Source organism: Bradyrhizobium sp. TM233, assembly GCF_036247965.1.
In the GTDB taxonomy this organism is placed as follows: domain Bacteria; phylum Pseudomonadota; class Alphaproteobacteria; order Rhizobiales; family Xanthobacteraceae; genus Bradyrhizobium; species Bradyrhizobium ottawaense.
In genome coordinates this window covers 1,105,391-1,126,115 of record NZ_BTIG01000001.1, presented here as the reverse complement: position 1 = coordinate 1,126,115, position 20,725 = coordinate 1,105,391, and the positions used below count along the sequence as shown (strand labels likewise).

Annotated in this window: 19 protein-coding genes; 3 read left to right on the top strand and 16 right to left on the bottom strand. The window is 65.2% G+C overall.

The genetic code is table 11. The features are described from left to right. Nucleotides 1-246: 246 nt before the first annotated feature. Entirely contained in the window at nt 247-1,440 is a 1,194-nt protein-coding gene (locus tag AABA86_RS05350) for an ABC transporter substrate-binding protein (RefSeq protein WP_212243852.1), read from the top strand. A gap of 158 nt (nt 1,441-1,598) precedes the next feature. Here AABA86_RS05350 and AABA86_RS05345 read toward each other — a convergent pair whose 3' ends face one another. Genes AABA86_RS05345 through AABA86_RS05330 form a run of 4 tightly spaced genes read right to left on the bottom strand, consistent with a single transcriptional unit; the run spans nt 1,599 to nt 6,198 of the window. Beyond that, entirely contained in the window at nt 1,599-1,985 is a 387-nt protein-coding gene (locus AABA86_RS05345) for an MAPEG family protein (protein ID WP_212243853.1), read from the bottom strand. A gap of 28 nt (nt 1,986-2,013) precedes the next feature. Next, complete coding sequence (locus AABA86_RS05340; protein WP_338306004.1) at nt 2,014-3,096, bottom strand: lipocalin-like domain-containing protein; 1,083 nt, start codon at nt 3,094-3,096, stop codon at nt 2,014-2,016. Beyond that, a complete protein-coding gene (locus AABA86_RS05335; protein WP_338306003.1) occupies nt 3,086-5,548 on the bottom strand; it encodes an FtsX-like permease family protein in 2,463 nt (820 codons plus the stop codon). Before AABA86_RS05335 ends, AABA86_RS05340 begins: the two co-directional genes overlap by 11 nt. After that, nucleotides 5,545-6,198 (bottom strand): ABC transporter ATP-binding protein, encoded by a 654-nt coding sequence (locus tag AABA86_RS05330; protein WP_338306001.1) that lies wholly within the window; start codon nt 6,196-6,198, stop codon nt 5,545-5,547. The genes AABA86_RS05335 and AABA86_RS05330 overlap by 4 nt, the downstream gene beginning before the upstream one ends. A gap of 151 nt (nt 6,199-6,349) precedes the next feature. Between AABA86_RS05330 and AABA86_RS05325 the strand changes: the two genes are divergently transcribed. After that, entirely contained in the window at nt 6,350-7,684 is a 1,335-nt protein-coding gene (locus tag AABA86_RS05325; protein WP_338306000.1) for an MFS transporter, read from the top strand. 232 nt (nt 7,685-7,916) lie between these two features. On the opposite strand, the gene AABA86_RS05320 is transcribed toward AABA86_RS05325, so the two are convergent. From AABA86_RS05320 to soxX, 11 genes are all read right to left on the bottom strand, one after another. Next, entirely contained in the window at nt 7,917-9,632 is a 1,716-nt protein-coding gene (locus AABA86_RS05320) for an N-acyl-D-amino-acid deacylase family protein (RefSeq protein ID WP_338305999.1), read from the bottom strand. A gap of 219 nt (nt 9,633-9,851) precedes the next feature. Then, a complete protein-coding gene (locus AABA86_RS05315; protein ID WP_212243862.1) occupies nt 9,852-11,060 on the bottom strand; it encodes an MFS transporter in 1,209 nt (402 codons plus the stop codon). Nucleotides 11,061-11,257: 197 nt separating this feature from the next. Then, nucleotides 11,258-11,422 (bottom strand): hypothetical protein, encoded by a 165-nt coding sequence (locus AABA86_RS05310; protein WP_212243863.1) that lies wholly within the window; start codon nt 11,420-11,422, stop codon nt 11,258-11,260. Nucleotides 11,423-11,522: 100 nt separating this feature from the next. Continuing rightward, nucleotides 11,523-12,560, bottom strand: a complete 1,038-nt coding sequence (locus tag AABA86_RS05305; protein ID WP_212243864.1) for an MBL fold metallo-hydrolase — start codon at nt 12,558-12,560, stop codon at nt 11,523-11,525. Nucleotides 12,561-12,850: 290 nt separating this feature from the next. Continuing rightward, complete coding sequence (locus tag AABA86_RS05300; RefSeq protein WP_212243866.1) at nt 12,851-13,309, bottom strand: DsrE family protein; 459 nt, start codon at nt 13,307-13,309, stop codon at nt 12,851-12,853. Next, nucleotides 13,306-15,057, bottom strand: a complete 1,752-nt coding sequence (gene soxB, locus AABA86_RS05295) for a thiosulfohydrolase SoxB (protein WP_338305997.1) — start codon at nt 15,055-15,057, stop codon at nt 13,306-13,308. The genes AABA86_RS05300 and soxB overlap by 4 nt, the downstream gene beginning before the upstream one ends. A gap of 53 nt (nt 15,058-15,110) precedes the next feature. Beyond that, nucleotides 15,111-15,416, bottom strand: coding sequence for a hypothetical protein (locus AABA86_RS05290; RefSeq protein ID WP_338305996.1), 306 nt, complete (start codon nt 15,414-15,416; stop codon nt 15,111-15,113). After that, the gene (gene soxA / locus AABA86_RS05285; RefSeq protein WP_338305995.1) at nt 15,413-16,276 is read right to left on the bottom strand and encodes a sulfur oxidation c-type cytochrome SoxA; all 864 of its coding nucleotides are present in this window, start codon (nt 16,274-16,276) and stop codon (nt 15,413-15,415) included. The genes AABA86_RS05290 and soxA overlap by 4 nt, the downstream gene beginning before the upstream one ends. Next, complete coding sequence (gene soxZ / locus AABA86_RS05280; protein ID WP_028139707.1) at nt 16,276-16,587, bottom strand: thiosulfate oxidation carrier complex protein SoxZ; 312 nt, start codon at nt 16,585-16,587, stop codon at nt 16,276-16,278. The genes soxA and soxZ overlap by 1 nt, the downstream gene beginning before the upstream one ends. A gap of 13 nt (nt 16,588-16,600) precedes the next feature. Further along, the gene (soxY, locus tag AABA86_RS05275; protein ID WP_338305994.1) at nt 16,601-17,092 is read right to left on the bottom strand and encodes a thiosulfate oxidation carrier protein SoxY; all 492 of its coding nucleotides are present in this window, start codon (nt 17,090-17,092) and stop codon (nt 16,601-16,603) included. Between the two features lie 25 nt (nt 17,093-17,117). Beyond that, nucleotides 17,118-17,444, bottom strand: a complete 327-nt coding sequence (gene soxX, locus AABA86_RS05270) for a sulfur oxidation c-type cytochrome SoxX (protein WP_212244127.1) — start codon at nt 17,442-17,444, stop codon at nt 17,118-17,120. Nucleotides 17,445-17,709: 265 nt separating this feature from the next. Here soxX and AABA86_RS05265 point away from each other — a divergent pair, with 265 nt between their 5' ends. Continuing rightward, the gene (locus AABA86_RS05265) at nt 17,710-18,381 is read left to right on the top strand and encodes a DUF938 domain-containing protein (RefSeq protein WP_212243876.1); all 672 of its coding nucleotides are present in this window, start codon (nt 17,710-17,712) and stop codon (nt 18,379-18,381) included. Between the two features lie 255 nt (nt 18,382-18,636). On the opposite strand, the gene AABA86_RS05260 is transcribed toward AABA86_RS05265, so the two are convergent. After that, nucleotides 18,637-20,706, bottom strand: coding sequence for a prolyl oligopeptidase family serine peptidase (locus AABA86_RS05260; protein WP_338305993.1), 2,070 nt, complete (start codon nt 20,704-20,706; stop codon nt 18,637-18,639). Nucleotides 20,707-20,725 lie beyond the last annotated feature (19 nt).

Genomic DNA, 20,725 nt, shown 5'->3' with positions numbered 1-20,725 from the left:
AACCTCAGGGAGGAGTGTGGAGCGAAGGTGGTAACTCCGGGTCTTCGCCAAACTCCTCCCTGTGGCTATGGGTCCCGGATCTACGCGCGCTTGAGGCGCGCTTGTCCGGGACGACACCGATTGTTTGGCGCGCAGAATCCCATACTAACGACCAACTAACGACCAACGTGAAATGGATGGGCAGGGTCGGGGTTCTTCCCTAATATCCGCGCGATTTCAAAACAGAAAACTGCTGGGAGATAACAGATGAAATCAGCACTTTTGGCCGCCGTCGCAACCTCTGCTCTGGTGCTGGCGGCGCCGGCGTCCGCGCAAGGCGTCAAGATCGGCATCCTCAACGACCAGTCTGGCGTCTATGCCGATTACGGCGGCAAATGGTCGGTCGAGGCGGCCAGGATGGCGATCGAGGATTTTGGCGGCGAGGTGCTGGGGCAGAAGGTCGAGCTCGTCACCGCCGACCACCAGAACAAGGCCGACCTCGCGACCTCGATCGCGCGGCGCTGGTACGACGTCGAGAACGTCGACATGATCACGGAGTTGACGACCTCCTCGGTTGCGCTCGCGATCCACGAGCTGTCCAAGGAAAAGAAGAAGATCGACATCGTTGTGGGCGCCGCGACCTCGCGGCTGACCGGCGATGCCTGCCAGCCCTATGGCTTCCACTGGGCCTACGACACCCGCGCGCTCGGCGTCGGCACCGGCGGTGCGCTGACCAAGGCCGGCGGCGACACCTGGTTCTTCCTCACCGCGGACTACGCCTTCGGCTACGCGCTGGAAAAGGACACCAGCGAGATCGTCACCGCCAATGGCGGCAAGGTCGTCGGCTCGGTGCGCGTGCCGCTCAATTCCTCGGACTTCTCCTCCTTCCTGCTGCAGGCGCAGAGCTCCAAGGCGAAGATCGTCGGCCTTGCCAATGCCGGCCTCGACACCACCAACTCGATCAAGCAGGCGTCCGAGTTCGGCATCGTCTCCGGCGGCCAGAAGCTTGCCGGCCTGCTGATGACGCTTGCCGAAGTCAACGGCCTCGGCCTGCAGGCCGCGCAGGGCCTGGTGCTGACCGAAGGCTATTACTGGGATGTCAACGACAAGAGCCGCAATCTCGGCGAACGCTTCCTCAAGCGCACCGGCCGGATGCCGAACATGATTCAGGCCGGCACCTATTCGGCGACGCTGAGCTACCTGAAGGCGGTCAAGGCCGCCGGCACCAAGGATCCGGATGCGGTTGCCAAGAAGCTGAAGGAGCTGCCGGTCGACGACGATTTCGCGCAAGGCGGCAAGGTGCTCGAGAACGGCCGCATGGTCCACGACATGTATCTGTTCGAGGTCAAGAAGCCGTCGGAATCGAAGAAGCCCTGGGACTATTACAAGCTGCTCGCCACGGTCCCCGGCGACAAGGCCTTCTTCGCCGCCAAGGACAGCGGGTGTCCGTTGACGAAGTGAGGCTCTCGTGTCCCGGACGCGCTGCAGCGTGAAACGCTGCTGCGCAGAGCCGGGATCCACGCTTCTCCGGGCGTGGAGGCCTGACTGGGTCCCGGTTCAGCGGCGCAGCGTTACACGCTGCACCGCGCCCGGGACACGAGCACGCGTGATGTGATTCACTACACCAGCCGCAACACCACCGCTCCCAGCGCCCCCGCCCACAGCGCTATAGCCGCGATGCCCTGGATCGCAAAGCCCGGACCGCGCTTGGCGGCCGCTTGCGAATAACCAATGAAATAGACGACGCGGCCGATGATCCAGACCGCACCGATCCCCGCCGCGATGCCGTCGCTGATGTAGATCGCGAACAGCCATAGCGCAGGCAGGAAAATCGGCATCCATTCCAGCGTGTTCGCCTGGATGCGGAAGGCGCGCTCGAAATCCGGATGGCCCGATATCGCCGGCACCTTGATGCCGGTCTTGGTGCGTGCCCGCGAGACGTTCATGGTGACGAAGAAATAAAACGCAATCGCCAGCAGCGTGACGAGGGCGGTGAAATGATACATCGCGGGATCCCTTCAAACAGACCGCGCCTCAATACCCGGTCAGCTCGAGATAGCCAACGCCGTCATGCGTCCCGGCAAAGCTGATCGGCCCCTCCCAATAGGAGAAGCCGGTCCCCATCCAGGCCCTGGGATTGAGCGGCTTGCAGAGGATCGAGAACGATCGCGACGGGATCGCGATCTGCCATTCCACCGGCAGCTTGCGTCCCGCAACCTCCGCCGTCGCCTTCGGAATCATCTGGACGTCGCCACCTGTGATCATCTGCGTTTCGCCGGCAGCGCTGATCCAGTTGCCGAACGGATAGTCCCGGCCGTCCTTCTGCCGCAGCCGGTAGAGCATCAGCTTGTCGCCGGACGACAGATGCAGGGACAGCCAGTCCCAGCCGGTCTGGTCGGCGTCAAGCGGCTGGCTGCTCCATTCGCGGTCCATCCAGGCCTGGCCCGTGACGTCCACCGGTCTGTCGTCGATGGTGAGCGTGCCGCGAGCGCGGTAGAACGGCTGGCTGTAATAATAGGACGCCTGGCCGCGCTCCGATTTGCGGCTGTAGCCCCGATCGCCCTGCAACACGACCGGACGATCGGCCTCCAGCGTCAGGGCGTAGCTGAAATCGGTGCTGGACGCCTTCAGTGCCAGCGGCGCCAAAGTGCGATCGTCGGTGCGCTCGAGAGCCTTCATCTCCCAATCGTCGATCCAGGCATCGAACGGCTTGGCCGTGACGCCGGCCTGCCCGACGCCGCCGCGTGAAAAGACTTCGTTGAAGCGGTGGGTGTCGGCGCGCGTCACCGCGGCGTGCGCCATCCACACCTGCTGATTGGCCCAACCTTCGCCATGCGGTCCTGGCTGCGCCGCCTGACGGAACAGCGTCCATTGCAGGCCGCAAGCCGCGCCGCTGGAATCGACGAGGTTTGCCGTCAGATACCACCATTCAATCCGAAACTCCGGATGCGGCCCGTGATCGCCCGGGAACGTGAAGGTCTTTCCCGGCACGACCTTCGCAAAGCCATCCGCGGTCTCACCGAGCCCGGCATAGCCTTGCGCGCTGGCGCGGCGTGCCAGCGCCAGCGCAGCGATGCCGCTGGCGAAGGCGCGGCGCGACATGCGATCAGCGCTCATTGGCAAACACCTTGACGAGACTTGCCGGCTGCATCCGCGCCAGCCGTGCCACCGGCAACAGCGCCGCCAGCAGCGCCGCCAGCAGCGCGACCGCGACCAGCTCGACCAGTTGCAGCGGAAACAAGTGGAACGGCAGCCGCCAGCCGAACGCCTTCACGTTCACGATCGCGATTAGGCACCACGCCACCAGGAGGCCGAGCGGCACGGCGAGCAGCGCCGTGAACAGCGCGACCGACAGCGTCTTGGTCAATTCGATCGCGGCAAGGCGCGGCCGGGTGATGCCGATCGCCCACAGCGGTGCGAGGTGCGGCAGACGGGAATTCGCCAGCGTCAACAGGCTCGTGAATAGCGCGATCCCTGCGACACCGAGCGTGAAGGCGTTCAGCGCCGAGGTCACCGCAAAGGTGCGGTTGAAGATGCGGATCGATTCCGCCTTCACCGTCGCCTGGTCGGCGACGCTGCGGTCGTCGAGCGCGAACTGCTTCTGCAACGCCGCGATCAGGCCGGGGATGTTCTCCTTCGCGACGATCAGGCCGATCCGGGTTTGCGGCGTCTGCGGAAATTGCCGGATCAGCGCGGCGACGTTGACGGTCAGCTGCCCCTTAGGATTGCCGTAATCGGCATAGACGCCGACGATGTCGAGCTCCCAGGTCCCGCTCGGCGCCGGCACCTCGACGACGTCGCCGATGCGGACGTTGAGGCGGCGGCTCAGTTGTTCGCTGATGAAGGCGGCATTGCCCGGCATGAGCCGGCTCCAGGCACGCGGCGCGGTTTCCAGCAACGGCCAGCGCTCGCGATACAGCGCGTGATCGGGCAGGCCGAACAATTCCACCGGCTGGCCCTGAAGCTGCGTCTCGGCGCGGCCGCCCGACAGGATTGCCTGCACGTCGCTGCGCTCGCGCAGCCAGTCGCGGATGGCAACACCTTGCGCATTGTCGGAGGCGCTGATGTAGACGTCGGCCGCCAGCCGACCGTTGAGCCAGCCGAGGAAGGTGCGGCTGAACGTCTCCACCATGGTGGACACGCCGACATTGACGGCGAGGGCGAGCAGCAGCGCCATCAGCGCCAGCGACAAGCCGGAGAGCTGCTGCCGGCTGTCCGCCCAGAACCACTGCGCGAGCGGCTTCCTCGCGGCGTGCTGGCCCGCGAGCAGGATGATCTCGAGCAACGCCGGCAGGATCAATGCCGCACCGAGCATCAGCGCCGCCAGCACGCCAAAGCCCGCGATCAGCGATTCCCCATAACGAAGCAACAGCAGCGCGACCGCGAACACGGCGCAGGCGGCCAGACTTTGCAGGATCAGCCAGCGGCGCTGCCTCTGCTGCCAGGCGTGCGGCTGCGCCGTCGCCAGCACCGGCATCCTGATCGCCTTGATCAGGCTGGTCGCCGCCGCAACGAGCGCGCCCGCAATGCTGATGCCGATGCCGGCGAGCCACCATTCAGGCTGTAAGGTCAGCTGCCCCGGGATCTGTGCGCCATAGAGCCCGCGCAATGACGCCGCGACGTCGGGCAGCAGCACGGCCGCGATGAAATAGCCGCAGACGAGCCCGATCAGCCCGGCGATCAGCGCCAGCGCCACGAGCTCGACCACCATCACGGTGTTGACCAGCCGTGCCGAGGCGCCGCAGGCGCGCAGCGTCCGCAGCATCGGCAGCCGCTGCTCGAAGGCAAGGCCGACGGCCGAGTTGACGATGAACAGGCCGACGAAGAACGACAACAGGCCGAACGCCGTGAGGTTGAGGTGAAAGCTGTCGGTCAGGCGCTCCAGCTCGGTCTCCGCGGTCGGCTCGACCAGCTGCAACTGATCGCCGACCACGCTCGCCAGCGGCGCAGGCCTGCTCTTCGGCTTGCCGATCAGAAGCCGCGAGACCTGATCCGGCTTGTTGAGCAGACGCTGCGCCACGCCGATATCGACCACCAGCACGCCGGGCACCAGCTGCGGCAGCACGCGCAGCGGCGGCAATGTTGTGCCGTCACTGATCGGGGGCGCCGCGCCCTCTGTTTCCTGCAGGTCACTGAGCGTCTCCCGCGCCACCAATGTCTGGCCCGGCGGCGCCACAAAGCTGCTTAGATCCGCAGCACCGAGGCGCGGTGCGTTGCCGATTTCGACCGGCAGCGTGACCGGCTCGATCCCCAGCAGCCGCACCGAGCGGCCGTTGATCTGGACCCGGCCCTCCAGCGCCGGCGACACCGGCCAGCCGGCGCGGCGCAGCTTGACGAACAGCTCTTGCGGAAAAGTCGCCGCATGGGGCGCGACCAGCATGGCCGTGCGCGCGCCGCCGAACGTCGCGGCGGCGCGGTCATAGGCGTTGCGGGCCTGCTGGTTGATGGCCTGCACGCCGCTCCACAACGCGGTCGCCGCGATCAGTCCGACCAGAAGCGTCGCGAACTGCATCTTGTGACGCCGCCAATGGCTGAGCAGCACCGCGAGGACCCAGAGCGCGCGTCTCATGCGATCCGACCCGCATGCAAAGTGAGATGGCGGTCGAGCGTACCGGCCAGATGCAGGCTATGCGTCACCATCAGGAAGCCGCAGCCGGTGCGCGCGACGAGGTCGCGCGTCAGCGCCAGGACGTTCTCGGCGGTGGCCTCGTCGAGATTGCCGGTGGGCTCGTCCGCCAACAGCAGCGACGGCTTTGTTGCCAGCGCCCGGCCGATCGCGACCCGCTGCTGCTGGCCGCCGGACAATTGCTCGGGATAGCGCTTCAGAAGCGCGCCGAGACCGAGCCGTTCGACCAGCTCCTTGGTCCAGGCCGCATCGTGACGGTCGGCGATCCGCGCCTGAAAGGCCAGATTGTCCGCGACCGACAGGCTCGGGATCAGGTTGAATTGCTGAAACACCAGCCCGATCCGGTCGCGCCGCAAACGGGCGCGCCCTGCGTCGGACAGCGCGGTGACCTCGATGTCCTCAAGCCGGATCGTGCCGCCATCGGCGGCGTCTAACCCAGCGATCAGGTGCAGCAATGTGCTCTTGCCGCTGCCGGACTCGCCGGTCAGCGCGACGCGCTCGCCCTCCTTGAGGTCGAGGTCGACGCCGCGCAGCACCTGGACCGGCTCGCCGGCCGAGGAGAAGGACTTGGAGAGATTCTTGATGCTCAACACGATGAATGGCGCCGGACGGAATTAGCGGAATTGCTGCGTAGCACACCTGCTGCGGAAATGCCGGGTTGCGTTGGTCTCGAAGCCGTTGTTAGCTCCCAAGACAGCCAAATCAAAAAAGTGCCAAAAGACATCGGCGGGGGAGAATAAAATCATGAGCGTTGAGGGAACGACGGAGGTGGCCGGCAAGACGATCGGGGCCAAGGGAACGCCGAAGGGCGCCTGGACCGTGACGTTTCTCCTCTTTCTCTTCATGGTCGTGAACTTCGCCGACAAGATCGTCGTCGGTCTCGCCGGCGTGCCGATCATGACCGATCTGAAGCTCACCCCGGAGCAGTTCGGCCTGCTCGGCTCCTCGTTCTTCTTCCTGTTCTCGATCGCCGCCATCGTGGTCGGCTTCATCGTCAACAAGGTGCCGACGCGCTGGGTGCTGCTCGTGCTCGCAGTGATCTGGGCGCTGGCGCAGTTTCCGATGGTCGGCACCGTCTCCTTCACCACGCTCCTGATCTGCCGCATCGTGCTGGGCGCCGGCGAGGGCCCGGCTTTCTCGGTCGCCGCGCACGCGATCTACAAATGGTTTCCCGACGAGAAGCGCACGCTGCCGACCGCGATCCTGTCGCAGGGCTCGGCCTTCGGCGTGATCCTGGCAGTGCCGGCGCTGAACTGGGTCATCGTCAATCATTCCTGGCACTATGCCTTCGGCGCGCTCGGAATCGTCGGTCTGATCTGGGTTTGTGCCTGGCTCGCGCTCGGCAAGGAAGGCCCGCTGGAGGACACGCAGGTCCTGGCCGCGACCGAGCAGAAGATCCCCTACTTGCAGCTTCTCACCTCGCGCACCTTCATCGGCTGCGTCGCGGCGACGTTCGGTGCCTATTGGGCGCTGTCGCTCGGCCTGACCTGGTTCACGCCGTTCATCGTCAAGGGGCTCGGCTTCTCGCAGAGCCAGGCCGGCTTCATCTCGATCCTGCCCTGGGTGTTCGGTGCTACCACGGTCATTCTCACCGGGTGGATCTCGCAGGTGATGATGGCGCGCGGTTACAACACCCGCGTGGCTCGCGGCGTGCTCGGCTCGGTGCCGCTGGTGATCGGCGGGCTGATCCTGGCGATGATGCCGCATGTTCAGGGTGCGGGCCTGCAGATCGCGCTGCTCGTGGTCGGCTCGGGCCTGTGCGGAGCGATCTACGTCGTCTGCCCGCCGATGCTCGGCGAGTTCACGCCGACGTCGCAGCGCGGCGCGATCCTCGCCATCTACGGCGCGCTCTACACGCTCGCCGGCATCGCCGCGCCGGCCGTGATGGGGGCGATGATCCAGCGTGCCGGCAGCACTCTCGACGGCTACCTGACCGGCTTCACCATCAACGCCGTGATCATGGTCGGCTCCGGCCTGCTCGGCCTGCTGCTGCTGTGGCCGAACACGGAAAAGGCCAGGCTGACGCGTGGTGCGGCGACGCAGGCTGCTGCGCTGAAGGGCGCGGTGTCGCCGACGTAAGGAGTGGGCGACCGAGCGATTGCTCCAAGCACACTGTCGTCCCGGACAAGCGAAGCGCAGATCCGGGACCCATAACCACAGGGCGTGGTTTGGTGAAGACACGGAGTTGGCAGCTTAGCTCCACAACCACTCCCTGTGGTTATGGGTCCCCGCCCCACGTGCGCAATTGCGCACTAGGCGGGGACGACAGCGAGATTGGTGAGACGCTTTCGTGTCTCACATGGAGCCGCGCTTAATTGATCCCCTGCGCGCCCCGAATCAATTTCCCCGGCCGGCGGCCCGTGGCGGCACCCTGCCGCCGCGTTACCACGCCCGAGACGATCGTGGCCTCATAGCCGTCGACGTCCTGCAACAGCCGCCGCCCGCCGACCGGCAGATCGTAATGCACCTTGGGCGGATGCAGGTGCAGCCGGTCATAGTCGATCACATTGAGGTCGGCCTTGCAGCCGGGCGCAATCAGCCCGCGATCGGCGAGGCCGACCGACAGCGCGGTCTTGCGCGATTGCGCCGCGACCACGAACGGGATCGACAGTTTCTCGCCGCGCGTGCGGTCGCGCGTCCAGTGCGTCAGCAGATAGGTCGGGAAGCTCGCATCGCAGATGATGCCGCAATGCGCGCCGCCATCGGACAGGCCCGGCACCGATTGCGGATCGATCAGCATCTCGCGCGTCGCATCGAGATTGCCGTCGGAATAGTTGAGGAACGGCACGTAGAGCATGCCGCGGCCCTCGTCCGACAGCATCGCCTCGTAAGCGAGCTCTTCCGGCTGGCGGCCCTGCTTGCGCGCTTGCGGCCCCAATGCGTTTTCCGGCGGCTGCTCGTAATCGGGGGGATCGCCGAGCAGGAACATCTTGTCGTAATTGGGCCGGAAGAACAGCGGATCGTCGGTGGCGGTCGCCGTCTCGCTCAGAATGGCCTTGCGCACATCGCTCTGATGCAGCCGTGCCAGCCGCTCCTTCAACGGAAGATGCGCGATCGCCTTGTAGCTCGGATGGGTCTGGAACGGATTGCGCGACAGCTCGAGCCCGAGCAGCAGGCCGACCGGGCGCGCCGCGATCTGTGCGGTGATGGAGAGGCCGCGTTTGGCCGCCGCGTTGATCTCGTCCAGCGTCTGGCGCCAGCGGTTTGGCGATCTGTCGTTCTGCGTGATCGAGAACGAGATCGGACACTTCGTCGTGTCGGCGACCCGTAGCATCATCGGCAGATCTTCGTGGATGGTGGAGAGATCGAGCACGAATTGCAGCACGCTGTGGCCCTGGCTGTGCATCGCCCCGGCGATCGCGGTGAGCTCGTCCTCGCCGGCCTTCAGAGTCGGTGTGAAGTCGCCGGTCGAGGTGCGGTGGTTGAGCGTGCGCGAGGTCGAGAAGCCGAGTGCGCCGGAGCGCACCGCTTCGCCCGCGAGCTTCGCCATCGCGGCATTGTCCTCCGTGGTCGAGGGATCGCGGCGGGCGCCGCGCTCGCCCATGACATAGACCCGCAGCGCCGCGTGCGGCAGCTGGGCGCCGACGTCGATGTCGAAATCGCGCTTGGAGAGCCAGTTCATGTAGTCCGGAAAGCTCTCCCAGGCCCAGGGAATGCCGGCGCTCAGGACAGGCTCGGGAATATCCTCGACGCCTTCCATCAGCTGGATCAGGCGGGTGTGGTCGGCGGGCTTGCACGGCGCAAAGCCGACGCCGCAATTGCCCATGATCGCGGTGGTGACGCCGTTCTGCGACGACGGCGTGATGTCCTGGCTCCAGGTGACCTGGCCGTCGTAATGGGTGTGCACGTCGACGAAGCCCGGCGTCACGAGCTTGCCGCGCGCGTCGATTTCTTCTTTGCCCTTGGCCGAAACCTTGCCGACCTCGCTGATCCTGCCGCCGGTAATGGCGACGTCGGCCTCGAACAGCTCGCCGCCGTTTCCATCCGCAACGGTGCCGCCGCGGATGACGAGATCAGGGGTGCTCATGTGTTTCTTCCCGTTTTGTTTTTCTAAGTCTTCTTTCGTCGTCCCGGACAAGCGCAGCGCAGATCCGGGACCCATAGCCACAGGGAGGAGTTTGGCGAAGACTCGTAGTTGGCAGCTTCGCTCCACAACCGCTCCCTGGGGTTATGGGTCCCCGCCCCCGTGCGCAATTGCGCACTAGGCGGGGACGACGATTGAATTTGTGGCAGCCGCTCTCGCTCCTCAAGAACCGGCTTGTCGCTTCCGCTCCGTGAATGGCGACAGCACCACCGTCGCGACCATGAAGATCACGGACGCGCCGAACACCCAGTGCGGCGCGCTCTGGTCCATGATCCAGCCGAACAGCAGCGGTGAGACGATGCCGCCGAGATTGAAGCCGGTCGAGACGATGCCGAAGGCGCGCCCCGCAGCGCCGGGAGGTGCCGCATTGCGCACCAGCATGTCGCGCGAGGGGGCGATCACGCCGGACAGGAAGCCTGCGAGCGTCATCGCCGCGGTCAGGGCCCAGCCGGGCAGCGTCACCAGCGCGATCAGCAGCACGATGGCCGCGTTCACGGCAAAGCAGGCCGCTGCGACATAGCCGTGGCGTTCGGTGTGATCGGCGAGGAAACCGCCGGCAAGCACGCCGGCGGCGCTGGCGCCAAGGAATGCCGTCAGCATGACGTTGGCTGCCGAGTAGGACGTGCCATAGCCGCTCATCAGCGCGACGACGCCGAAATTGTTGATACCGGCGACCGACAGGCTGAGCAGCATGAACAGCGCCGTCAGCACGATCAGCGCGGGTGTGATGACAGCCTGCTTCGGCGCGTTCTCCGCGCCCGGCTTCGTCCTGCTGGCGCCGGCGTCGGGAATGTTCATGACGAGCAGCAGCAACGCCACCGCAATGCCGATCGCACCCGATGCGATCAGCGCGCCGGTGCCGCCGGACAGGGTGACGAGTGCCGCCACGATCGCCGGCGCCACCGCGCCACCGAGAAATCCGGCAAAGGTGTGAATCGAGAAAGCGCGGCCCATCCGTGCCTCGTCCATATGCTCGGCCAGGATCGCGTAGTCGGCGGGGTGATAGACGCTATTGGCGAGACCCAGCAGCACGGCGCAGGCGATCAGCGAGGCGTAGCTGAGGTGCAGGCCAAGCAGAATCAGCGCGAAGCCGCCGAGCGTGAGGCCGATCAGCAGGATCCTGCGCGCGCCAAAATGGTCGACGAGATAACCGGTCGGCGCCTGCGTCAGTCCGGACACCACCGCGAACACGGTGAGCGCGAAGCCGAGCTCGATATAGCCGACGCCGAGTTGTGCCTTGAGGAATGGGAACAGCATCGGCAGGACCAGCAGATGGAAATGGCTGACCCAATGCGCGATCGAGATTCCGGTCAGCGTCCGTAGCGCGCTGTCCGCCTTGCTTTGCTGCGGTGCGGCGAGAACGTCGACCATTGCAGTTTCGGTTTCACTCCCTGGGAGGCGCGCAAACTATCGGGGAGAGCGGTTATTTGTCCATGAACGCAGGCGCATGGCAGGTAGTGCGGGTGGGGACGCACCGTCCTCGATAAGCGCCCGGGGGTGCAGCGAGGCGCACTGTGTTCCCTCTCCCGCAAGGGGGAACGCAGCGTGCGCGGAGCACGATCGCACTCTCACAACGGCTCGTCGTCCACACCGTAGCGGTCGCGTTTGGGCGTTGCGATGTCGCCGTCCTCGTAGTCATCGTCATCGAGAGGAGGCGGGGGTGTCTTCGCCTTGCCTTCCGCCGGCTTCTTGTTGGCGATCTTGGGCGGCTCGGCTGGTTTGATCTTGGTCATGGCTGGTCCCGGATGGTGATGCTGCACCCGATCCTACCCCGGAAATATGAGCCGTCCCTGACTTAGCGCAACAATCGCACTTGGGGATGGCCTGCGGCCGTCAGTGCACGAGCGGCCCGCCTGCCTTCTTCCAGGCATCCACGCCGCCGGCGATATGGGCGGTGTTGGAAAGGCCGGCCGCCTTGGCGGCGGCCACCGCCATCGCCGAGCGCTCGCCGAAGGCGCAGAAGAACACGATACGGCGGCCGGTGGCCGCCGCGACCTCGCGCAGCATGCCGCCGGGCTTGAGGCTCTCCTCGATGGAGGGATAGGGCGTGTGCAGCGCGCCTTCGAGCATGCCGTGCTTCATCCGCTCGTTGGTCTCACGCAGATCGACCAGCAGCATGTCGGGCCGGCCGAGGATGCGGATCGCCTCGACCGCGCTGAGCGCGCGGCCTTCCTTCTCCAGTTCCTCCTGATGCAGGCCGACATGCATGTTGGCGGGCACCGCGACGTCCATCATCTTCGGATTGGGCAGCTTCAGGTTCGCCATCAGCTCGATATATTCGTCGACCGAACGCACCTGGAGCCTGGGATTGTAGCGCTTCTCCTCACCGATGGTGGAGACGGTGTCGCCCTTGTAGTCGTGCGCCGGAAACACCATCGTCTCGTCCGGCAGCTTCAGCAGCCGGTTGAAGATCGAATCGTACTGTGCGCGCGAAGAACCGTTCTGGAAATCGGTGCGGCCGGTGCCGCGGATCAGCAGCGTGTCGCCGGTGAAGACGCGATCGCCCATCAGATAGGAATAGGAATCGTCGGTGTGGCCGGGCGTGTACATCACGTCGAGCGACAGGCCCTCGATCGTCACCTTGTCGCCGTCGGCGACACGCATCGCCACCACGTCCGCCTTGGTCTGGTCGCCCATCACGGTCATGCAATGGGTGCGGTCGCGCAGCTCGCCGAGGCCGGTGACGTGGTCGGCATGCAGATGGGTGTCGACCGCCTTGACGAGCTTGAGGTCGAGCTCGCGCAGCAATTGGCAGTAGCGGTCGACTTTCTCCAGCACGGGATCGAGGATCAGAGCCTCGCCGCCGGGGCGGCTGGCCAGGACGTAGCTGTAAGTGCCCGAAACGCTGTCGAAGAGCTGGCGAAAGATCATGGCAGGACCCGGCTTGGAACTGACTTCCAAAATTCTACTACGCTACGGGTCAGAAAGAGAAGCAATTCACTGTATGAACAGGTAAATTTAGAAGATTTTTATTGCAGGTGAGGTGGGGACAAGCGCCACACACTCAGTGTCGTCCCGGCGCAGGCCTGGACCCATACCGCGTGATCCCTCGGGAGGGGCGGTGGGAGTACCGAACGACTGATCTTCGCCAAACTCCTGCCTGCGAGTATGGGTCCCGGCCTGCGCCGGGACGACAGGGGAGTGTGACGCCCTAGCGCCCCCTACGGCCGCACCACCGTGTACCCATTCTCCGCCAGGAACAGGATCTGCCCGACCCCGACCTGCACCGGCGTCGCCGCGGCAATGAACTCCGGCCGCTTGCCGGTCTCACGCTCGAGCGTATCCACCGTGTTGAGGCAGATGTCGAAGCGCACGCCCTGCGCGATCAGGCTTTCGACCTGCTTGCGACGCTCGCTGCCTGACAGCAAAAGATCGATGCCGGGACCGAACGTGACCACCTCGATCGCGATCTTGTCGGGGGCGTAGGCTTTCAGAAGATTGTTGGCGACGCTCAGCACCAGCGCCTGCTTCTTCGCATCGCCGTCGGAGAGCTGCAGCACGATCTTGTGCTCGGCGAACGGCTTGTCCTGAAGTGGCACCTGCTGCGCCGAGGCCGGCAGGATCGCGGCCCGGACGACCAGCGCCAGCATCAGCGCAAATAAGGTCTGCGCTCGCATCATCCCTGTCCCGCAATGCCCGGATTGTCCTCGACGCCCCTCAGCGTCACGCCGGAGCCGAGCCGCTCCTGAAACATCCGGCCCGCGCGCAGATATTTGCCGACGACATCCCACACCGGCGCGCCTTGCTGGCCGGTGACCGAAGCCCAGCCTGCGATCTTGTAGCGGTGGCTGGCGCTGAGCGCCTTGCCACCACTGAGCTTCAATTCCGAGATGCGGCCGCCGATCGCGGCGGTCGGCGTGCAGGTGTAGCTGAGCCCGCCGGCGCGCACCATGTCGCCGCCTTGCTGGTAATAGGGATCGGCGTTGAAGAGGTTGTCGCAGACGTCTTCCAGCACGTCCTTGATCTGGGCTCCCGTCATCTCCTGCACATAGGTCTCGGGATAGGTGATCGCAGTCTCCGCGAGCAGATCCTCCATGGTCAACGCCTGGCCCGACAGCGCGGTGACGCCCCAGCGGAAGCCCGGCGACAGCGCGATCTCGGCATCGAGCTCGGTGCGCAACGCGGTGCAGATCAGCTCGTCGATGGGCCCAGAGAAATTGCCGCGCCGATAAAGCAGGCGGTCGGGCGTTGCGATCTTCGCCGACCAGTCGGTCACGTGCGGCGCGCGCAGCCGGCCGATCAGCTCGGCCATGGCGGGATCTGGCTTCAGCAGCTCGGAATAAACCGGCAGCAGATGATAATGAATGTCGCTGACCTTGCCCTTGTCGATCGCGAGATCGAGCACGGCGAGGAATTTCCCGTTGGAGCCGGCATTGGTGACGAGCGTGGTGCCGCCCGCGTTCTTCACGGCAATCGGCTGCGGCACGGCGTCATGGGTATGGCCGCCGAGAATGACGTCGATGCCGGTGACGCGGCTCGCGAGCTTGAGGTCGACGTCCATGCCGTTGTGCGACAGCAGGACGACCGCATCGACCTTGTCGGTGCCGCGCAAGGCATCGACATGCTTCTGCAACTCCTCCTCGCGAATGCCGAAGGTCCAGTCCGGCGTGAACCGCTTGGGATGCGCGATCGGCACGTAAGGGAAGGCCTGGCCGACGATCGCGATCCGATGACCGCCGATCTCCTTGATCATCGAAGGCTTGAACACGCGCCCGGTGGCCTTGTCGAAGGCGGGCGCGTCGTTGAACGCGGCTTCCTCGGTCAGGAACACGTTCTGCGCCAGGAACTCGCCCTTGAAGCGCTCGAGATTATCGCGCAGCACCTGCTCGCCATAGGTGAATTCCCAATGCCCGGTCATCGCTTCGATGCCGAGCAGATTGGCGACCTCGACCATGTCGCGGCCCTGCATGACGTTGGCGAGCCCGGTGCCCTGCCAGAGATCGCCGCCGTCGACGAGCAGCGAGCGCTTTTCGCCGACCTCGCCACGCAAGCGGTCGACCAGCGTCTTCAGATGGGCAAAGCCGCCGAGCTTGCCGAAGCGGCCTGCCGACTTCTCGAACTCGACGCAGGTGAAGGCATAAGCATCGGCGCTGTCGGGACGGATGCCGAACCGGTCGAGAAAGGCGCGGCCGACCAGATGCGGCGGCCGCCCGGCCATCTCACCGATGCCGATATTGACGCTGGGCTCGCGGAAATAAACCGGGTTGAGCTGCGCATGCGTATCGGTGATGTGCAGGATCCGCGCGTTGCCGAAGCGCTCGAGGTCGTAAATGCCCGCGGACTCAGTGCCCCGCGCAAGCCGCGACAGACTGAGCGATGCAGCGGCAAGGCCTGCGCTCTTCAGGAAATCGCGGCGGCGGATCGCCATATCAAAATTCTCCGCGCCCTCAATGTCGCAAGACTGTTTCAGTTGATGCCAGTCTAGCGGATTTCCATCGCCTTCCAGGCTTCTTTTTCAGAGGTCGCCTGGAAGATCGACGCCTTTGCCAGCGCCTCGGCCTCCCTGGCTGCGGCTGCGGCGCGGTCGAAATCGCCGCCATCCGCCGCTTTCCTGGCCGCGGCCAGCGCCGAGACGGTCACGGTCCACTGATTGCGCAAGCCGGCAGCCTCCTTCGATGCGGCTTCGGCGGTGGCGTAGGCCGCCTTGTAATCCGCTTCATTTGCCGCGCGCGCCGCTGGCGCGAGGCCGAGCGCCAGCAGCATGGCGAGGGGAAGTGACCGCTTCATGGCCGCGCTCCCGGTCCCGATATCGGCAGGCCGTTGGCAACGTAGGACAGGAAATACTCGACGTCGCGATATTCGTCGGACTGCGGCTCCAGCGGAACCGCGCGGGTCTGGCTGTTGCAGGTGACGAAGCGGCGGCTGGTCGTGCCCATGCCGCTCCATTCGGAGCGGTAGATCGGCATCGCGTTGAGGATGCCGAGCGCCGGCGCCAGGATCTCGGCGCGGATGCGCTCGCCCGGGCTCTGCACATGGCAGCTGGCGCAGGAGAAGTTCATCTGGCCGCGCCGCGTATAGAAATAGCGCTTGCCGTTCTCGAACGCGGCGAGCGCGCGGGGATCATCGGGAATCTTGATGTCCATCGGCTTGCCGCGCGAGGTGAAGGCCATGTAGGCGGTGAGCGAGGCCATCTCGTCCTTGACGTAGGAATAGGGCGCCTCTCCATTCGCCTCGCGGCAGCGGTTGAGGGCGAGCTCCAGCGTGACGACCTTGCCCTCCTTCTCGTCGAAGTAAGGATAGTTCTGGCGGATGCCGATGCCGCCGTTGGGGAAGCAATCGGCGTAGGTCTTGCCGTTCTTGAACGGGGTGGCGAACATCTCCTTGCCGGCGTCGAGCGCGAACTCGTAAGGCGGGAATTCCTCCTTCTCCTGCCACTGCCGCTTCATGTCCGCGTTCATGGAATACGGACCGTTGACGAAGTCCTCGTGCTTCACATCGGGAAATTTCTGGAAGAAGAAGTTCTGGAACGCCTTGGCATCGGCGACCGGATCGACCTTGTCCGCCGCGATGACGCGCGGAGAGGTGAGGGCGAACGCAACGAGCGCGGCGCCGAGCGAGCCAAGCAACAGGGCGGATCGGGTCTTCATCACGAAATCTTCGCGGTGGTCGTATCCGACGCACCCTTGTTGTCGGTCCAGGAGATCTTGAGGTCGTCGCCCTTCTTGGCCCCCTTGAAGCTGAACTTGACGTAGGGATCCTTGGAGACCGCAGTGCCCCAATCGGCGACGAAGACGTCCTTGCCGTTACATTCGAATTTCAGCTGCTGGATGAAGTGCGCAGGGATCAGCTCACCCTTGGGATCCTTGACCAGGCCGGTATCCATGGGGTGCTGGATCAGCGCCTGCACCTCGGTGATGTCGCCATTGGATGTTGCGCGCACGCGAATGCTTGATGCCATCGGACCGATCCTCCTAGCCGCCGCAGCCGCCGACGGTGACCTTCACTTCCTTGGTCGCGCTGTAGAGCTTGCCGTCAGCCTCGACGATGGCGACCAATTTGGTGGTCTTGGCCATTTTCAGCCGGTTGGCGACGCCCGGAATCGTGCCGTCGGCGATCTTGTAGGACGCGGCGAGCGCGTACGGGTTCTCGGTCACGAAGAACGAGATCGAGCTCACTTTCTCGAGCGTGGTCGTCACCGACACCGGCACGACGCCGCCGTTCTCGGCGATCTCGGGCGCATCCAGCTTGACCTTGTCGGAGGGCTCGGCGGTCTTGCCATAGAGCGCCTTGATCGCGTCGGCCTCGTTCTTCTGCTTGAAGGCCTCTTCCGGATATTTGTCGTTGGCCGCAGCACGCGCGGGCGTCGCCGCGAACGGCAGATTGCCGAGGCCGAGCAGGGCGACCGAGGCCGCGCCCTGAAGGATCAGGCGCCTTGTCGCAAGCGGGCCGGTGGTCGTGGTCATCGGGGGTCTCCTGGGCAGCCGGCCGTTACAGGGTCTGCAGGAAATCAACGATCGCGCTGATCTCCTGTTCGGTCAAAATCCGGTTCCGGCCGAACGGCGGCATCATGGTCTGCGGATTGCGCTTGGTCTCGTCGAAGATGATCGCGGTGAGTTCGTTGCGATCGGGGTACCTGGCCTTGAGGTCCTTCAGTTCCGGCCCGATTGTTCCCGGCAGGTCGCCGCCTTTGATGACGTGGCAGGTCAGGCAATTGCCCTTGCCGCGATCGAAAGCGAGCTTCTGGCCGTCGGCGACAGCGGATTGTGCCCGTGCCGGAGCCGCAGCCGCGCCGGCGGCGAGGACCAGCGCCACCACGACGGCAAGCTTGCAAGGAAAGGCGGTCAAGGCATCGTCCCAAGCGTTATGTCGATGATCTCGTTTGCGGAAATATAAGCGTTCCAAAGCACAAAGGGCATCGCCTGACAATCAAGACTATGCACGCGGCAAAATGGAGTTAATATCCTCCGCATTGCAACCGATGAGATAGTTTGTTCATCTAACAGGTCGGCACTAGCAAATTATTCTAGGGCGTTTGGCCCTTACCGCCGTCTTTGCTGTTTCACATTCATTGGGGACTCATTTGGCTGAATATGTCGTCGAATTTGGCAGGGATGGCGGACGGGTCGAGCCGGATGGGCGGCTCGATGCACCGGCGTTTCACCGCAACCATGTGCCGATCTGGTCAGCGCTGGAAAAGCACCTCACCGGGCTGACCGGCAACGTGGTCGAGCTCGGCAGCGGAACCGGCCAGCATGTGGTCCATTTCGCCCGTCACACGCCCGGCCTGATCTGGTGGCCGAGCGACCTCAACCAACGCCACCTCAAGAGCATCGAAGCCTGGCGCGTTCATGCGGGCCTCGCGAACATACGCAGCCCCCTGCGGATCGATCTCACCGATCCCGACTGGTGTCCGGAGATGAAAAGCGGGCAGGCGCCGACGAGCCTTGCGGCCGTGTTCTGCGCCAATGTCATCCACATCGCGCCCTGGGTCGTGGCCGAGGGCCTGTTCGCCGGCGCCGGCCGCTACTTACGCCCCGACGGCAAGCTGTTCCTCTACGGCCCGTTCAAGCGCGACGGCAAGCACACCGCGCTCAGCAATGCGGTGTTCGACACCTCCCTGCGTGAAGGCAATCCCGAATGGGGCGTGCGTGACATCAGCGATGTCGAGATGCTCGCGCGCGGTGCGGGTCTTCGCCTCGTCGATACGCTCGACATGCCCGCGAACAATCTGACGCTGGTGTTCGAGCGGTAGCTGAGGCTTTGCCGACTTAAGTCCGGGCGGCGCGCCACAACGGCGATGCGCTCCCTCCGCCCTTGCGGGGGAGGGCGGGGGAGAGGGGTAGCCCGGCAAACGGTCTATCCATCTGTGCTCGTGACGCGCGTGCAAGTCGAGAGAGTCCCCGTGTGGTACCCCCCTCCCTGCCCCTCCCCCGCAAGGGGGGAGGGAATGAGAGAGCCGCGCCTCCCTCACATCGTGCTACGATCAAGCCTCGACGCGACGTCGCGGCTACGCCTCGCCATCCCCCCACCCGATCTTCTCCTTCAAGAACCGGAAACCGAGCACCTCGAAGCCGGCGCGCTCCCTGTTGTCCTTGCCGTAGCCGTGACCGCCGGCTTCCGGCTCGTAGAACCAGGCCTCGTAGCCCATGACCTGGAGCTTGGCCGCCATCTTGCGGGCGTGGCCGGGATGGACGCGGTCGTCGCGCCTTGTGGTGGCGATCAGGATCGGCGGATAGGTCTGACCGGTTTTCACGTTGTGATAGGCCGAGTAGGTCTTCAGCCACTCCCACTCCTCGGCCTTGTCGGGGTCGCCATATTCCGCGATCCAGCTCGCGCCCGCGAGCAGTTTTGTGTAGCGGCGCATGTCGATCAGCGGGATGGTGCAGAACAGCGCGCCGAAGCGCTCGGGATAGCGCACCAGCATGTTGGTGATGAGGATACCGCCGTTCGACCCGCCCTGGGCCGCGATGCGCTTCGGCTGCGTTACCCCGCGGCGCACGAGATCGGCCGCGACCGCGGCGAAATCGTCATGCGAGAGTTTCTTGGCGGCGAGCCGGCCGGCATCGTGCCAGCGCGTGCCGAATTCGCCGCCGCCGCGCAGATTGGCCTGCACAATGGTGCCGCCGCGCTCCAGCCAGAGCTTGCCGAGCGAGGAATTGTAATACGGCTTCACCGAATGTCCGAAGCCGCCATAGGCGCTCATATAGACCGGCGCATCGCCGGTCTCGCCTCCCGGGCCGGTCTGGACATAGGGAATGCGCTCGCCGTCAACAGAGACCGCCTCGTGCTGCGTCACCACGAGCCCGTCCGCGGTGAACGTCTTCGGTGCCTGCTTCAGCACCACCGGGCTTGCGACGCCGCGCGCGATCAACAGCAGCGACGGCGGGGTGAGCGGATCCTGCACATTGGCGAGCAGATCGCCATTGCTCTCGCTGGGATGACGATCAAGCGGCCAGACGTCGACCACGCCGATCTCAGGCAGGCCGCCAAGCGTCTCGCGGCTCCAGCCCGCGGCCGACGGCGTGCAGATCTCAAAGCGCGGACGCAGCTCGTCGAGGATCGACAGCACGAGCTTGCCCGCCGCCCAGAACAGGCCCTGCAAAGCGCGCCGCGGCGCCGGCTCGAACAGTACCGCAAAATCGCGGCTGCCGTTCAGGAACGCCGACAGCGAGATGCCGAGCACGGTGTCGGTGGCGTAGGTCCGCCCCTGCACGGCCCAGTCCTTGCGCAGCTTCATCGCGAACCAGTCGCCATGGGCCTGCAGCCAGATCCCGGTCGGCAGATCGAGCTTCGTCAGCATGCCTGCCGCATCGCGCAGCCAGATGGCGTGATTGAAGAAGTCGATCTGGTCGACGATCCAGACCCGCGGCCGAGGTCCGGTGTCGTCGACCATGCCATAGATGACCATGTGATCGGCGGTGGTCTCGGTGATCACCTCGGCCTGATCGACCGGCTGGCCGCGCCGCCACAGGCGAACTGTCCGCGAGTATCCGGAGTCCGTCACCATGCCCTCGCCATGGGCGCTCGACAGCAGCAGCGTATCGGCATCGAGCCAGTCCGCGCCGCCCTTGGCTTCCGGCAGAGTAAAGCCGTCCGCGACGAAGCTCTTCGTAACGAGGTCGAATTCCCGCAATGTCACGGCGTCGCTGCCACCGCGCGACAGGCTCAAAATGGCGCGCGAGCTTCCCGGCGTCGTGGCGATCCCGCTCAGCAGCCAATCCTCGCCTTCGCGCGCTGCGAGCTTGTCGATATCCAGCATGGTCTCCCACGCGGGAGCAGCTTTGCGAAATTCCGTCAGCGTGGTCCGCCGCCACAGGCCGCGCGGGTTGGCGGCGTCCTTCCAGAGATTGTGCAGATCGGTGCCGCGCCGGCTGACATAGGGGATGTTGTCCGGGCGATCGTAGATCGCCGCGAGGATGTCGCGGTCGTGCTCGAAGGCCTTGCCACCGAACGCCTGGAGCGTCAGCTGGTTCTGCCGCCCGACGAAATCGAGCGCTTGCGTGCCCTCGATCTCCTCCAGCCAGAGCCAGGGATCGTCGTCGGGAGCGCTGAGCGTGGGCCTGTCGTCGACGGACATGAACGAGACTCCGAAAAGG